The organism is Acinetobacter sp. AR2-3, assembly GCF_001878775.1.
GTDB lineage: Bacteria > Pseudomonadota > Gammaproteobacteria > Pseudomonadales > Moraxellaceae > Acinetobacter > Acinetobacter lwoffii_D.
The window spans coordinates 21,302-36,043 of sequence record NZ_MJIQ01000046.1 but is presented as its reverse complement, the minus strand read 5'-3'; the positions used below and the strand labels follow the sequence as shown (position 1 = coordinate 36,043).

Genomic DNA, 14,742 nt, shown 5'->3' with positions numbered 1-14,742 from the left:
ATAAACGTCATTGATGCTATTTCTTTTAAGCTCACGATAGATCGTACTAGGATGTCTTTTAATGAGTTCAGCAAATTTTCTGGCTGAAAAGCCTTCTTTTCTTGACTCAAGCATTAATGCAGTACGATCTTCAAAGTTAAGATGATGGTATGACAATTTTATATACTCCATAAACCCTTTAAATTAATTAGGTGGTTTATGTCGCACTTCAAGTTTTACTCTGCCCTTGCTTTATCGTAGTTACGTATATGAGCTAAAATGTTTGATATTGGGATAAATCTGATTATCTTGTTGTTACCACTCAAAACCATTCCCACTAGTTTTGCTTTACTATTGGATTCAAAATTATATATAGCACCCCCACTCATTCCATTATGATCATATGTTATTCCAGTAAACATATGTGAACACTGTTCATAATCTATATATGGATGTCCATACTCATCAAATAAACATATTCCAATATCATGATGTCGCTGTAAATTAGTTGCATGAGAATAGCCCTCCGGCACTACCTCATATTCAAATGTATTAGCTTCTAAAGGATAACCAGAAGCAGCTAACAATTGACCTTCGAAAATTTTCTTTGAAGATAGAATTTCAGTACATTCTCTTCTTTCAGTAATATCAACATAATTATCTGGAATAAAATTTTTATGTGGATCAAACATTTCAATAAGAACTACATCAGTATAATCTTGCCAACCTATTACATCAGGAATTAGTTCACCAATAAACCAAACTTTTTTGGGCATTAAAAAATCATCAATACTTTCTATATGTTTTTCTTTGGACCTAATCCAAAAAGGTGAGGTATTTTGTAATGGGTTTTCAATTGTCTGTTTAACTACATGATAGGCAGTTAACATAAAATACTTACTTTTATATTTTATTAATATCCCACTTCCTCCTCCACTCATTTGATCAATGTGAAATCCATCACTCCATATATTTGCATTACCTACAAAATTGAATAAAAATCTCCTAGATGACATAGCAACTTTTGATTTTTGATTATTTAATAATTTCATTTTATGATTTTTTTTTACCATTCTTAAAATCTCACGTAAAAAAGGGCTGATAAATCAGCCCTTTTTTTTCGACTACTTAATCAATTAAGTTAATTGAGCAGCAGCAATTTTCTTAGTATCAACGTCTTTAGCAGCGTTAGTATATTCGCTCATCTTGTCGAAGCTTAAGTATTGATAGATGTCAGCTGACATGCTGTCAATTTGAGCTGCATACTGTTGGTATTCTTCTGGAGAAGGTAATTTACCCAATACAGCAGCAACAGAAGCAAGTTCAGCAGAAGCCAGGTAAACGTTAGCACCTTGACCTAAACGGTTCGGGAAGTTACGCGTAGAAGTCGATACACAAGTCGTGTTCGGAGCTACACGTGCCTGGTTACCCATACACAATGAACAACCTGGCATTTCAGTACGCGCGCCAGCTTTACCATAAATGTTATAGAAACCTTCTTCCATCAACTGATGTTCGTCCATACGCGTAGGTGGAGCAATCCACAAACGAGTTGACAACGCACCACCAGGAACTTTCTCTAACAATTTACCAGTCGCACGGAAGTGACCGATGTTAGTCATACAAGAACCAACGAATACTTCGTCAATTTTCGCGCCTTGAACATCAGAAAGAAGTTTTGCATCATCTGGATCGTTCGGGCAGCAAAGAATAGGTTCTTTGATGTCTGCAAGATCGATTTCATACACTTTCGTGTATTCAGCATCAGCATCCGCTTTGATCAGGCTTGGATTAGCCAACCATTTTTCCATGTTCTCAACACGACGAGCCATAGTACGCGCATCGCCATAACCTTCAGAAATCATCCACTTCAACATAGTGATGTTTGAACGAAGGTATTCAGCAACTTTCTCTTCAGAAAGTGTGATAGAACAACCTGCAGCAGAACGTTCAGCAGAAGCATCAGAAAGTTCGAACGCTTGCTCAACAGTCAGGTCAGTTTCCATTTCTGTTAAGTCGATCTCAAGGATACGACCAGAGAAGATGTTTTTCTTACCTTTCTTCTCTACAGTTAAGTCACCTTCCTTAATTGCGTAGTAAGGAATTGCATGTACAAGGTCACGTAGCGTGATACCAGGCTGCATTTTACCCTTGAACTTCACAAGTACAGATTCAGGCATGTCAAGTGGCATAACACCAGTTGCTGCAGCGAACGCTACAAGACCAGAACCCGCCGGGAATGAAATACCGATTGGGAAACGAGTATGCGAGTCACCACCAGTACCAACAGTATCCGGAAGAAGCATACGGTTTAACCAAGAGTGAATAATACCGTCACCTGGGCGTAAAGACACACCACCACGGTTCATGATGAAATCAGGAAGCGAGTGTTGCATTTGAACGTCAACTGGTTTTGGATACGCAGCTGTATGACAGAAAGATTGCATAACAAGGTCAGCAGAGAAGCCTAGGCAAGCCAAGTCTTTCAATTCGTCACGAGTCATTGGACCAGTTGTATCTTGCGAACCCACAGTAGTCATCTTAGGTTCACAGTAAGTACCTGGAAGTACACCTTGACCTTCAGGAAGACCACAAGCGCGACCAACCATCTTCTGAGCTTGAGTGAAACCTTTACCAGTTGCAGCAGGCTGAACCGGAGTACGGAACATTGTAGATACTGGAAGACCTAAAGCTTCACGCGCTTTAGTCGTCAAACCACGACCTACGATCAGGTTAATACGACCACCAGCACGAACTTCGTCTAGAAGTACTGGAGTTTTAAGTTCAGCTTCAGCGATTTGTGCGCCGTCTTTGAACGCAGTTACTTTAGCAGCAGCGTGATCGATCTTAAGAACGATTTCGTCGCCCATGTTCATGTTGGCAACATCGATCTCGATCGGTAATGCACCCGCATCTTCCATGGTGTTGAAGAAAATCGGAGCGATTTTAGAACCTAGGCAGTAACCACCGTCTTTTTTGTTCGGGATGTGCGGGATGTCGTCACCGAAGAACCAAAGTACAGAGTTAGTTGCAGATTTACGAGATGAACCTGTACCAACAACGTCACCCACGTAAGCAACCTGGTTGCCTTTCGCGATCAGTTCTTTAATCTGGTTAAGTGGACCCACTTCACCAGGAACTTCTGGATTGATTCCGTCACGTACGTTTTTCAACATTGCATTTGCGTGCAATGGAATGTCTGGACGGCTCCAAGCGTCTTGTGCAGGTGACAAGTCGTCAGTGTTGGTTTCGCCAGTTACTTTGAAAACAGTCAGTTTGATTTCTTCAGGAACGTCTTTACGGCTAGTGAACCATTCAGCGTCAGCCCAAGACTGCATAACTGCTTGAGCATTTGCGTTACCAGCTTTTGCTTTATCAGCAACGTCATGGAATGCATCAAATACAAGAAGCGTTTTTTTCAATGCTTCAGCTGCAAGTTCAGCAAGCTCAGCATTGTCTAAAAGTTCAACTAAAGGTGCTACGTTATAACCACCAAGCATAGTACCTAGTAAGTAAACAGCACGTTCTTTAGAAACGAGTGGAGAGGTTGCTTCGCCTTTTGCCAATGCAGCTAAGAACGCAGCTTTTACATATGCAGCTTGGTCAACACCTGCTGGTACACGGTTTTCAAGCAAATCTACCAAGTATGCTTCTTCACCAGCTGGCGGGTTTTTTAGTAGTTCAACTAATGCAGCTGTTTGGGCATCGTCAAGTGGCTTCGGTGGGACTCCGAGTGCGGCACGTTCTTCAACGTGTTGGCGGTAAGCTTCTAGCACGGTGTTATTCCTCTTTTTTAAAAAATTACTTATGAATTCCTGCTTATGCCAAGCTTCATAAATAATATGGACTCCGAAATTTTACTAAATTTCCAGTTAAAAGTTAATGCAACTCAAGTGTTTCTTCGTGATGCTCGTTATTTTATAACTAAATGATGCTCTTAATGATTATTCCATAATCAGTTCTAGCTTACACCACACGAAACAAGCCCATGAATAGGCTCTTTTAACTGAATTTAATGCATAAAAAAGGCAACCCTGATGTTGCCTGATTTGACGTTAAAAAGATACTCCACCTTAGTGTACAGTGGTCGAGTTTAAATACTGCTGATATGAGTCTCGGCAGCCTTGGAATTTCACCACGCATTCATCTTCATAGGTGGTACTGTGATTATTGCTGGCAAAGGAAATATCAATCTGATAAAGCTTTTTATCTTGTTCTAGCATCTTCTTTAAAACGACTTTGTCACCAACGCTGAGTACATAGCGACTGCCACCAATAATGACCACACCTTCTTCATCTTCCAGCAGTAGATCAGAATGATGCAAATATCTTACGACTTCCATATTGTGCTACTCCTTGGTTAATTGGAGTTAAATTCATTATTCAATATAAAGATAAGTATTTCTATATTTTAGATTTAAAAATTGTCACAAAGTGTACATTTTTTGCTTAGGCTATTTCTATTTTTCAGTCTTTTGAAGATGTGTATATTTAAATACGTTTAATGGGAAATATGAGTTGAATGATTTTATGCAGATTTTAAAAACCGTTCCTTAGAACGGTTTGTAATCTGGTAACTCATCATGCGGTGTCGCAATACACTTTGCAGTAAATTCAGCGCGGACTTTTTCACGGGCTGCTTTTACATCAGCCTTAATCTCTTCGGCTGGAATTGCATAAACTTCATCAATAATATTCCGGATAAAACCTTTAGTGGTTTCGTCGTCGATCTTGTTAGCATGCTCGATTGCTTTTTCTTTCTCAATCGCATTCTGACGATCCAGCATAATGGTACGCGCCGCATTTCCGACACTTCGACAATAACCTTGCCACTGCTCTTCAGAGGTTAACGGTTTCTTCTCGGCACAACCGGCCAGCGCCAGCATAAACGATAAAGCCAATAACTTTTTCATGAATTTCTCCTTCCGAGGGGCAATATAAAAGATCGGGGAAGATTTGTCATTTCAAAATGCCAGTTGTATGGAATTAAAAAAAGCCCACTCATGGGCTTTTTTATTTTATGTGATTAACCGCATGAAGCTTGAATAATCTTTTTGCTTACAGGATCTACGGTGACAGTCACTCGTTCTTCACGATAATCCATAGTCACCGCTTGACCCGGTTCGACCATACGTACAATTTGTGCCTTGGTTTTCTGCTTGATTTGCGCTTCAGTCAAATTGGACTGACCGACCAATTCCGCTGCCTGATCAGCAATACATTTAGGTTGATTCATGTGCAGTAATTCCCACTCCTCGACCACCTGACCATTCTTTAAATGGCAATATCCGACCTGACCATTGCTTTCAGTACGAATTTCAAGCTTGCCACCCTGATTGACACAATAAGCGCTTGCAGGATTCGCTGAACCTGTTTTAGGAGCATCCGTCTCAGATTGCGGCGTGGTAGTACATGCGCTTAAAGCGACAGCCAGCAAACCGAACAGCATTGTTTTTTTCATGAGAGCCTATTCTTCTTTAATAATTCTTCACCAATTTAGCATATTTCCTTGTCCTCGCCAGACACAAGTCTGTGTACATTTTTAATTGTACTTTTTCATTAAAAAATGGAAATAAGACCTTTGGAAATTAAGGACTTCAACGCTATAACTTCTTTCAATGAACAAGAAAAACAGAAGAGAAGAACCTCTACAAAATACGAAAATTCCAGATGAACCGCCTAAACCAAGTGATTATGCATTTCAATAGCATTGCATTGTCATTACATCATTCAAATATGACTTCGCTTTTAGATTTGTGATCTGTGCCGGATTGATTTAATATTTGATTGAATTTTAAACTTTCTATTGGCATGACAGACGATTCTCAACTCTCCCTCAAGGAATATCTTGCTACGGTTCAGGAAGTGGTCAAACTCACTTTCGATACACCAGTATGGGTCAAAGCCGAGATTCGTAATCTAAGTATTAAAGCCGGCCATTATTATCTGGAGCTGGCAGAAAAAGAAGCCGATAGCGATCAGGTGATTGCCAGTTGCCGAGCAACCATCTGGAAATTTAGTGCCCAGAAAATTGTCACGCAGTTTGAACGTGAAAGCGGGATTGAGCTGAGTCGTGATCTAAAAGTGCTGATTAAAGTTAAAGCCAACTTTGATCCGCAATATGGCTTTTCTTTAAATATTGTCGAGATTGATTCGGGCTATACCTTAGGAGATATTGCCCGGCGTTATCAGCAGATTGTTGAGCGGTTGACGACTGAAGGACTGATTCAGCGCAATAGAAACTTGCCCAGCCCTTTTGACCTGAACCGGATTCTGGTGATTGCTCCCGAAAATGCAGCAGGCCTGGGAGATTTTAAAAAAGATGCCGATGCACTGCAGCGTGCGCAGGTGTGTGAGTTTATCTATCACAGTGCGACTTTTCAGGGAAATACCGCCCCGCAAAGTATTATGTACAGTCTGGCACAAGCGCTCAAACAATGGGCACAGACTTATAATACCGCACCGGATCTGATTGTGATTATACGAGGTGGTGGCGCAGTCAATGATCTGGCTTATTTGAATGATTATGATCTGGCTGCCCTGCTCTGTAAACGTTCGGTACCGGTCTGGGTCGGCATCGGGCATGAAAAAGACCGTACTATTCTGGATGAGATTGCGCATCGCTCCTTTGATACTCCGAGTAAAGCCATTGCCGGAATCCGCAATCATATCTTTGAACTGACCCAGGATATTCTGAATTATCTACAGCGCATTCAGCGTTTATCCCAGCAACAGATTCAAGCTTATCAAAATCAGAATGATCAATTTTTGAAACTGATTCAAAGTCTGGCCAACAACCAGATTATGGATGCGCTGCAACGTCTGCAACAGATCAAGGCCAATACTACCAGTCTGGCCCAGCAGCATACCCAGCTGATTAATCAGCAGCTTGATGCCCTGATGCGGGAAACGCTACTACAAAATCCTAAACATGTTTTATCCAAGGGTTATGCCATCGTGCGCCAGCAAGAACATGTGGTTGCCTCTATTCAACAGATTCAGTCCAGCGATCTGGTTGAAGTCGAATTACATGACGGCATTTTTTCAGCACAACTTATACAGGTACTTCCTCATGAATCATGATACTTTGAGCTTCCAACAAGGCTATGACATCTTGAAAAAGAATGCAGAATTGCTCGAATCTCAGCAAGAACCGGATATTGATAACTTGATGAAAATCGTGGAAGAATCCATGACCGCTTATAAAGCTTGCAAGGCACGGGTTGAAGCGGTTCAAACTGCGTTAAATGATACTTTTAAAGATTAATTGGATGTCATTTCAAATATTAGCTTAGACTATTCTGCTAGATTGAGTTGACATAAAAGCTCTCATTCATGGGGGCTTTTTTATTAAGTGAAAAAAATCATTTCAATGACTATTTAAATTTTCTAGATGGGGATTTTGATCAATCCGCTCAATTCTAAATGGGAAATATTGTATTTTCATTCTCATCCACCAGACGATAAAAAGCCCAATATTGAATTGGGCTTTTTATTACTCTTCAATTTCTATAGGATCACCGTCTTCAGGGCGAATATGACGCGTCCCATCATCCGCAGGATCAACACTAGAACCATCTTTGGTAATAGCATTGTACATTTCATCCTCTTTCTTATCATCGATAAATTCTTCATCTTCGAAATCTTGAGGCTCACTATCGTCGTCAAAGTTCAAAGGCTTTTCTTCATTTATCATGGCGATCCATCACTTATTTAACCAATAAAATATCATGCTCAAATATTTGAAAGATTCATTCAAGAGTCAACGATGATCATTTGTGTAACTGAATAAACACAATAGTCATTGGAACATTACTTTTCTATCGACAAAAAAATGCCTCCTTAGGGAAGGAGGCTGAAATTGGAAAGAAACTACAGTGATAGAATCTATTCATGAATTATATATAAACTTATAATTTATACATTAGCATAATATTACATTAATTTTTCAATTAAAAAGCCCGCTTACTCTTTCAAATAAGCGGGCTAGTGCTGTAGTCATTTTCTTCGTATTATTTGCGTCTTCTTGTTTTCGCAAAATGACTATAGCACTGTGAATTTATCAATAAAGTATAGGGAGTATTAATAAACTGTTCTCTTACATTTGCTTTAAGTTACTTTTCGTTCAATAAGCTGTACATATTAAAAAAGCCCACCTTTCGATGGGCCTTTCCCTTTATCACTTTTGCGCTGATTCAGGTATGTTGTCAAAGTGAGCAACGACTAGAGAATAAGCAAGCTATTGATAAAAATATATAAATACACCATTAACATATAAAAAAATTATAGTTTTATAAAAAATAACTATACTTGTTGAAGTAATTGGCGATTTTAGCTTTCAACGACACTTTATAGCTGACTTAATTTACTAGACATATAAGTTAAAAATAACGTCTTATCCTGAAAATCAGGCATTTCAAACACCCAAAAAATGTAATTTTTAGATCTCAATTTAAGTTTCACATTCACAGTCTTTACTTGAATCATTGCATCCTCATGCTGCATTTCTGCGAATAATTCTAAAATCAGGGCAAAGAATCTCAGTTTGTTGACTGTGTTGTATTTTGTTGGTTTATATATTCTCAAGGCTTCAGAATATATAAGCTCGCACCATTCATTTCCATCTTCATCATCCATTAGCTCTCATTTAATTATTTAAAATAGATCACGAGGTAGGTTTATAACATGATGGCTATAATTAAACTGCTTTTAATCTGAATATTAAAATTATAAATTTTTAGAAAATAAAAAAGCCCATCATCCGATGAGCCTTTTTGGGAAATATATCGTGAAGAACTAAGCTGCAAATTCTTGCAGTACAAATCGTTTTACACTTTCATCAAAGTCAGGTTTTGAAAGAGCAAGCTTGCCATTTTTCATAGTTTTATAACAATAACTCGCTGCTACTCCCATACCAACCAAAGTCAACAACTTCATTGCTCACCTCTTTATTCGGAAGATTTGAATACAAAGTTATCATTCAAATTTGTAGTTTTCCAACTCAGTTTCGATTGTTTTCTGTACTACATGTTAATGAATGTATGAATAATAAATAAATGAAAACCTGCCGCATGCTGAGTTTGCTTAAAGTCTTTCAACTAGTGATTAATTTGTGTATCTATCCAGTTAAGGAAATTTTCCTTATTACTGAATTCTGGCATAGACCCTAAATTTATAGTCTCTTTGGCCCCAAATTTTCCAGCGACAGTATTCGGTGCTTGAACTCTGAAATCCAGAGGATCACTTTCATGTAAAGCTCTAAAATACTCTACCGCTTTATCAAATTCACTTTTATCCTTAAAACCTGGTCGTTCCTTTAAAAAGTCATAAACTTGTTCTAGAGCTGGTAGATAATTATTTTTAGGCATTCTGTTTTCTCTAAAATGTTGAGTTTTATGATGAAGACCTATTTTGAATGAATAATGATAAGAATATTCCCTTATTTCTTAGAGTTTATGTAAATCATGATGATTTGAGAGTGAAATCCAAATTCTGAAGTAACCTGATAAAAAATGAGCGTAAACATACACTCATTTTTACTACATTTTCTAATGCATGCTTAACTGACTGAAATTGCTCTAAAATAAAGTCTGTTTTATTGAACAAAGTGCAAATATCGGCTGCTCTATCAGCAAAGATTAGATGCGCTTTAAATGCGTCAATTTAAGGTTCAAGCCTAATTAACACTATGAATATCAAGTTCATCATTGGTGGTCAATACAACAGAAGCCAAAATTGGAATGCCCAAAATGAAAGGTACAGCGAAAATCCATAGAACTACGGTTACATCCGATTTAAAGAAAAATTGAATGACGAATGCAGTCAAAATAAGTACAGAAAATAGAATCGCAGCAAAACGGATGATAAATTTAGTCGACATGCGAAGATGCTCTTATGCGTGAAATCGTATTTTCAATATACACCTATTTTTATTATGGGTTTATTGATTTTCAGTCTGTTATTGCATATTTTAATTGATTTTCTATATGTGATAGCTGAATTATACGATGATCAGTTTTCTTCACCCTGAAGTCTCATCCTAAATTCTTTCTCTACTCGTAACTCTATTGTCATATATGTATAGAGATTGAATTTAGAGATCAATGCTTCTGCTGACTATGACATCAATCTACTTTATAGCTAATAAAATCTTTGTCCTGTCTCCCAATAAAAGAGCCCTAAAATTTTAGGGCTTTTTTATTGCTTAAATTAGAAGCGCCAATTATAGAACAAGTCAATCGCACGTTCTAAAGACTGACTCGCTTCCAGATACAAGCGCTGATTTACCTGATAGCGTAAAGTGAGCTTATTCACCGGTGTAAATACCCCGACTCCATAACGGAGATATAAATCAGGCGTAATATAACCAGTCACAGAAACCTGGGTATCATCTCCTGTACCTTGAGCATCCAGAGCTAGACCAGTTAAGCCAAAACTGCGCCCGATCTGGTTGGTCAGTGCGCGGGTGCTACCCAAGCCCAAACTAATCCCCGCAGCAGCGATCGTATTATTCACATCGGATCTAAATCCTTCAGCCTGGCTTAAACCAGATACACCCTCATTAACACGACCGGTAATCAAGGCATTCAAGGCTTCCTGTTCTGACAAGCCCGCATCATTATAAATCTGAATACTTGGACTCGATGCCGTCCCTGTTACCCGTACCCCGACCGTACTACCCTGAACCGATTTATTGGCATCAATGTCCAGCGTCGGATTGGTAAGTTCACCATTAAAACGCGCGATAGCACGATTCAGGTCCAGACTTTGGCCATAGGCTTCGATTTTCACTCGTTGTGACACCCCGATTGCACCATTGGCACGCATTGCAGTTTCCAGACCACGCTGTGACAGATTGACTCGACCCAATAGCGGAATACGACTGTCAAAGCCCTGGAAGATGACCTGATTCCCTAAAGAAACAGCTACATCTGCCCGGATATCCCAAGGACGTGCTGACTTCAAGATCGCCAACTGATCATCACCTTCACGCACGACCCGTACATCTGAAGATAAACCGACTACAGGTTCTGAGGCTTCTGGCATTGAAATCAACGCACGCGGTACATCGACTGTGCCACTCAGACTCAGTTTTTTATTAAATGGATACATGTCCAGAGTCAAATCAGGTGTCACCACAGCAGTAATTAATGGTGCCTGACGAATCAGCAGATTGTCACCTTGCAGTTTTAACTGCACTCGCGGATCGCCTTTCCAGTCGACCGATCCGGTTAATTTACCCACACCACGACCACTGTTAAATGCGCCATTGATACTGGCAGAATTCTGACGTATGGATGAGTAAAGTTGTACGTTGGTCAAGTTCACCGGCAAGGAGATCATGCTAATCGAAGCATCTTTGACTCGAACCTCACCCTCAAGTAAGGGATCCGTTAAAGTTCCGCTAATTTTTCCGGCATAAGATAAAATCCCGTCCAGATTACGGATGTCCTGAATAAATGGCTTAAAGACCTTGAGCTGTACCTGGTTAAAGGCAATTTCACCACGCATCGGTTTACTGTCCCGATATGGATCAATAATGACATTGGCATAGCCGGTTCCGATATCCGGTGTTTTGACATCCAGACGAAGTTGCAAGCCATCTGCCACGCTTTTTGCGACCAACCCGACTTCATCATATTTAAGGGTAGAACCCAAATAATCTGGATCTTCAGAAGATAGGCCTACCACACCATTACGCGTCACCAGACGCGCGTCAATTTTAGGTTTGGCACCTTGTGCCCAGGCAGCCTTGGCATAACCATTAACTTTACCTGTCAACGCCAATCCATCAGGCAGGAATGCACTGAAATCTTCCAGATCAAGGTTTTGGGTAATAAAAGAGGCACTGCCACGGGTTTTGTTGACCCTAATCGGCTGATCAAAACACAACTGGCTTTGCTGACTCATCCAGCAATGAGCACCAACAAACAGATCCGATTGAGCAGTGTTATAAATCACTGCTGCATTTTGACGTTGCACCAGACGGGCACGTAAAGAGTCGAAATCACCTTTTTGAATCTGACCCAGCCAGTTATTTTGGGCATTAAAGCCACCGGCGAGCTGCACAAAGAATTTTGACAGGCGGTTTTCTGCCTGCACTTTGAGAATGTGCGCAGCACGGGTACCGGCCAATGATATCTCACCGCGTACAATCTCGCGTGAACCACTACGCAGGCGATCCATCGTTGCAATCAATAAAGTTGGTGTGCTTTGCGATGTTGGCAACTGTCCACGAACACGAACTTTCTGCACGCTAAACAGGTTTTTAAAGGCAAAATTGTCGATAGACAGGTTGGCTGAAGCCTGCAATCGTGGCTGTGCCTGCATATTGATATAGCCCTGCGCACGACCTCTTAAGCCTGGATACAATTCAAACAGAGCCGGCGCATTGACTTTCAGTTGGAGATTTTGTGCATTACCGGTCGCCTGAATCTGGTTGCTGGCATAAGACAGGAACAAGTTATTGGCTTCAAACTGCTGTGGTACAAAACCGCGCTGGTTCGAATTAATGATGACCGATAAATTACCTGTACCACGTACCGGTTTGTTATTCAGCATACCGGCCAGATTCAAGCGTTGAATCTGAATGCGTTTTAAAGCATCTGACCAAACGCCTTGGGTTTGCACATTGCCTGACAATTCGCCTTTGAGTTTTGCATTAAAATATTGCGGCTTAAAGCGGATTAAGGATGCATTGATATCCCAGCCAATGCCATTCGCCAGATTGACCAGACCGTTGGCATTAATCTTGCCAGCCACACCATCATGACGAAATTCATTTATCTTCAACATTTCTGGTGTGCCTGAAACGCGCAGTTTCAGCATACCCTGACTGGCTTTAAGCTGGCTGGCATTTAAAGCACCATCATAATTGACCGCATAACCTTTAAAACCACCACCCGCTTTTTCATTATGGAATAACAAGGCAATGGTGCTGTTTCCGGTCAAACGTACGGTTTCATTTTGCTCCGCTAGTCGTCCGGTCAGGTCGACACTATTCAGTTTAATAATCTGCTGATTCGGTTGCGCATAACCATTGGCTTTAACCTGGCCATTCAAACGATCTACCGGTGAAGCTGCGGCAATACTTTGAGTATTCAAATTTTTGGCATTTAATACCGCGGTCCATTTTAACTGACGTTTTTCCTGTGGCAGTTCAATCCGTGCATTGCCGCTTAAGCTGCCTGCTGCATTGGCGCTGTAATTAAAGCTTGGGACATTCAGGATATTTTTGTTCAGATTGAGCTTGGCTTGGTACATACCTGCAGGCAGAAGTCCTTCTTCATGCTGCTCGACTTTAGTGGCCACATGAATATTCTGCTGACCTTCAACCAATGCCAATTTAACATCGCCAGACTCACTACTGAGCCAGCCCACATAAGGTACGGCGCGATCAATATTTTTCCAGGCAACATCCAGCAGCATCGGTTGTATTTTATTGGCCTTGACCGGATTTTGATCCAGCTTCAGATTCCAGCTTTCATAGCGGTCAAAATCAACCAGTCCGGTAAGGTGCAGGCCATTTTCCAAGTTACCCGCAGAAGCGATATTGGCATCCAGACTTGGCGGCAAGAAATCTTGTACGACTTGCGGAATGCGCTCATGTTTAGGATCAATCCCATTCAAACGCCCAGCCAAATCCCAGCTGACCCGGTCTTTCCAGCCCACTGTCCCGGCAAGGCTGACTGCGCCTTTCATCAACTGACCATTCAGATCGGTAATATTCAGCTGATTGACCAGATCGGTATACATCACCGCACTATACTGACCTTGCGGAATATTTTCCCCAATCAGGTCAGTCTGGACATTCAGATCTAGACGTTGGATATCACCATTGAACTCGGCAATGCCGTCTTTGGTAAACAGTTTCTGTTCGGCCAGAATAGGCCAGTGATAATCCTTGAACTTCAACTCGCCGCGCATCGGTACCTGAGGACGCATCGGATGTACGATAACCCAACCGGTTAATAAATCAGGCGTATTGGTTGCTACGCCAACCTGAATCGTGTCCAGTGTTCCGCGTGCCCGCACCTGAATATCATGAATATTCAGGCTGTCTCTTAAAGAAGGCAGATTGACGATGCCCGTGGCATCTAGCGGATATTTGCCTTCAAACTGCATTTTACCCGTGGCTTCACGTACCGATAGATAGCCCATATCCATCCGGGAATCTTCAAAATTTAATTCGGTGCCGGACCAGAGCGCCTCATTTAATTCAATATTATAGAAATCAACTGCATTGGTCTGGGTTTTAATGACCAAATGATCCAGCAGTAAATGATCAACGCGCAAGATAAAAGGCAAACGGATAGCATTAAACTTGAACGGTTCGCCCGTTGATGGTTGCTTGTTAATAATTTGCAGATTGAGGACATCGGCTTCAGTCAGATGAATTTCTTTTTTGACAATCGCGCGCCAGCCCAGCTTAACATCAGCACGATCAATTTTGACATCGACTGGTTTCAGGCTGACCAGCACATTTTTAAGAATAATCCCGCGCCATAAATTACCGCCCTCATATTCATATTGAATAATTTTCTGGCGTTCCAGCACCTGATCCAGCAGGAATTTACTGCCCTGATTGGTCGAAAATAGTAAAGCCAGCACAGACAGCAGAAAAATCAGCGAAAAAAGCACCGACAATAGGATACTTCTGAATATACGGCGCTTTTTCGGCACAACGCTATCTTGTGGTTCTTGTTCTGGCTGTGGTTGGTTCTCGACCATGATCTACCCAAATAACTATTTTTTAAAATGATG

At 40.8% G+C, this 14,742-nt stretch carries 14 protein-coding genes; 2 read left to right on the top strand and 12 right to left on the bottom strand.

The genetic code is table 11. The features are described 5' to 3' along the window. The 6 genes from BFN00_RS08885 to BFN00_RS08860 form a co-directional block, all read right to left on the bottom strand. The coding region (locus tag BFN00_RS08885; RefSeq protein WP_025464146.1) for a helix-turn-helix domain-containing protein at positions 1–156 on the bottom strand (156 nt) is incomplete at its 3' end. 59 nt (positions 157–215) lie between these two features. Continuing rightward, positions 216–1,052: a hypothetical protein gene (locus tag BFN00_RS08880; RefSeq protein WP_249449789.1), complete on the bottom strand. Its 837-nt coding sequence runs from the start codon at positions 1,050–1,052 to the stop codon at positions 216–218. Positions 1,053–1,115: 63 nt separating this feature from the next. Continuing rightward, positions 1,116–3,755, bottom strand: a complete 2,640-nt coding sequence (locus BFN00_RS08875) for a bifunctional aconitate hydratase 2/2-methylisocitrate dehydratase (protein WP_005106643.1) — start codon at positions 3,753–3,755, stop codon at positions 1,116–1,118. A gap of 297 nt (positions 3,756–4,052) precedes the next feature. Continuing rightward, positions 4,053–4,322 (bottom strand): hypothetical protein, encoded by a 270-nt coding sequence (locus BFN00_RS08870; protein WP_005263233.1) that lies wholly within the window; start codon positions 4,320–4,322, stop codon positions 4,053–4,055. 210 nt (positions 4,323–4,532) lie between these two features. Then, positions 4,533–4,892 carry a hypothetical protein gene (locus tag BFN00_RS08865; protein ID WP_044108893.1) on the bottom strand — a complete coding sequence of 120 codons (360 nt, stop codon included), beginning with the start codon at positions 4,890–4,892 and terminating at the stop codon, positions 4,533–4,535. Between the two features lie 113 nt (positions 4,893–5,005). After that, the gene (locus BFN00_RS08860) at positions 5,006–5,440 is read right to left on the bottom strand and encodes an I78 family peptidase inhibitor (protein ID WP_044108892.1); all 435 of its coding nucleotides are present in this window, start codon (positions 5,438–5,440) and stop codon (positions 5,006–5,008) included. Between the two features lie 350 nt (positions 5,441–5,790). On the opposite strand from BFN00_RS08860, the gene xseA reads away from it, so the two are divergent. Then, the gene (gene xseA, locus BFN00_RS08855) at positions 5,791–7,062 is read left to right on the top strand and encodes an exodeoxyribonuclease VII large subunit (RefSeq protein WP_044108890.1); all 1,272 of its coding nucleotides are present in this window, start codon (positions 5,791–5,793) and stop codon (positions 7,060–7,062) included. Further along, on the top strand, positions 7,052–7,246 hold the full coding sequence (xseB, locus tag BFN00_RS08850) for an exodeoxyribonuclease VII small subunit (protein WP_005103445.1): 195 nt from the start codon (positions 7,052–7,054) through the stop codon (positions 7,244–7,246). The genes xseA and xseB overlap by 11 nt, the downstream gene beginning before the upstream one ends. A 228-nt stretch (positions 7,247–7,474) precedes the next feature. On the opposite strand, the gene BFN00_RS08845 is transcribed toward xseB, so the two are convergent. The 6 genes from BFN00_RS08845 to BFN00_RS08825 form a co-directional block, all read right to left on the bottom strand. Further along, positions 7,475–7,675 (bottom strand): hypothetical protein, encoded by a 201-nt coding sequence (locus BFN00_RS08845; RefSeq protein WP_005103446.1) that lies wholly within the window; start codon positions 7,673–7,675, stop codon positions 7,475–7,477. Between the two features lie 653 nt (positions 7,676–8,328). Then, on the bottom strand, positions 8,329–8,616 hold the full coding sequence (locus BFN00_RS08840; protein ID WP_005252118.1) for a hypothetical protein: 288 nt from the start codon (positions 8,614–8,616) through the stop codon (positions 8,329–8,331). A 159-nt stretch (positions 8,617–8,775) separates the two neighbouring features. Then, the gene (locus BFN00_RS15960; protein WP_004645377.1) at positions 8,776–8,916 is read right to left on the bottom strand and encodes a hypothetical protein; all 141 of its coding nucleotides are present in this window, start codon (positions 8,914–8,916) and stop codon (positions 8,776–8,778) included. Between the two features lie 161 nt (positions 8,917–9,077). Beyond that, positions 9,078–9,347: a hypothetical protein gene (locus tag BFN00_RS08835; protein WP_005252119.1), complete on the bottom strand. Its 270-nt coding sequence runs from the start codon at positions 9,345–9,347 to the stop codon at positions 9,078–9,080. 308 nt (positions 9,348–9,655) lie between these two features. Then, positions 9,656–9,859 (bottom strand): hypothetical protein, encoded by a 204-nt coding sequence (locus tag BFN00_RS08830; protein ID WP_044108887.1) that lies wholly within the window; start codon positions 9,857–9,859, stop codon positions 9,656–9,658. A 329-nt stretch (positions 9,860–10,188) separates the two neighbouring features. Continuing rightward, complete coding sequence (locus BFN00_RS08825) at positions 10,189–14,709, bottom strand: translocation/assembly module TamB domain-containing protein (RefSeq protein ID WP_044108886.1); 4,521 nt, start codon at positions 14,707–14,709, stop codon at positions 10,189–10,191. Positions 14,710–14,742: the final 33 nt, after the last annotated feature.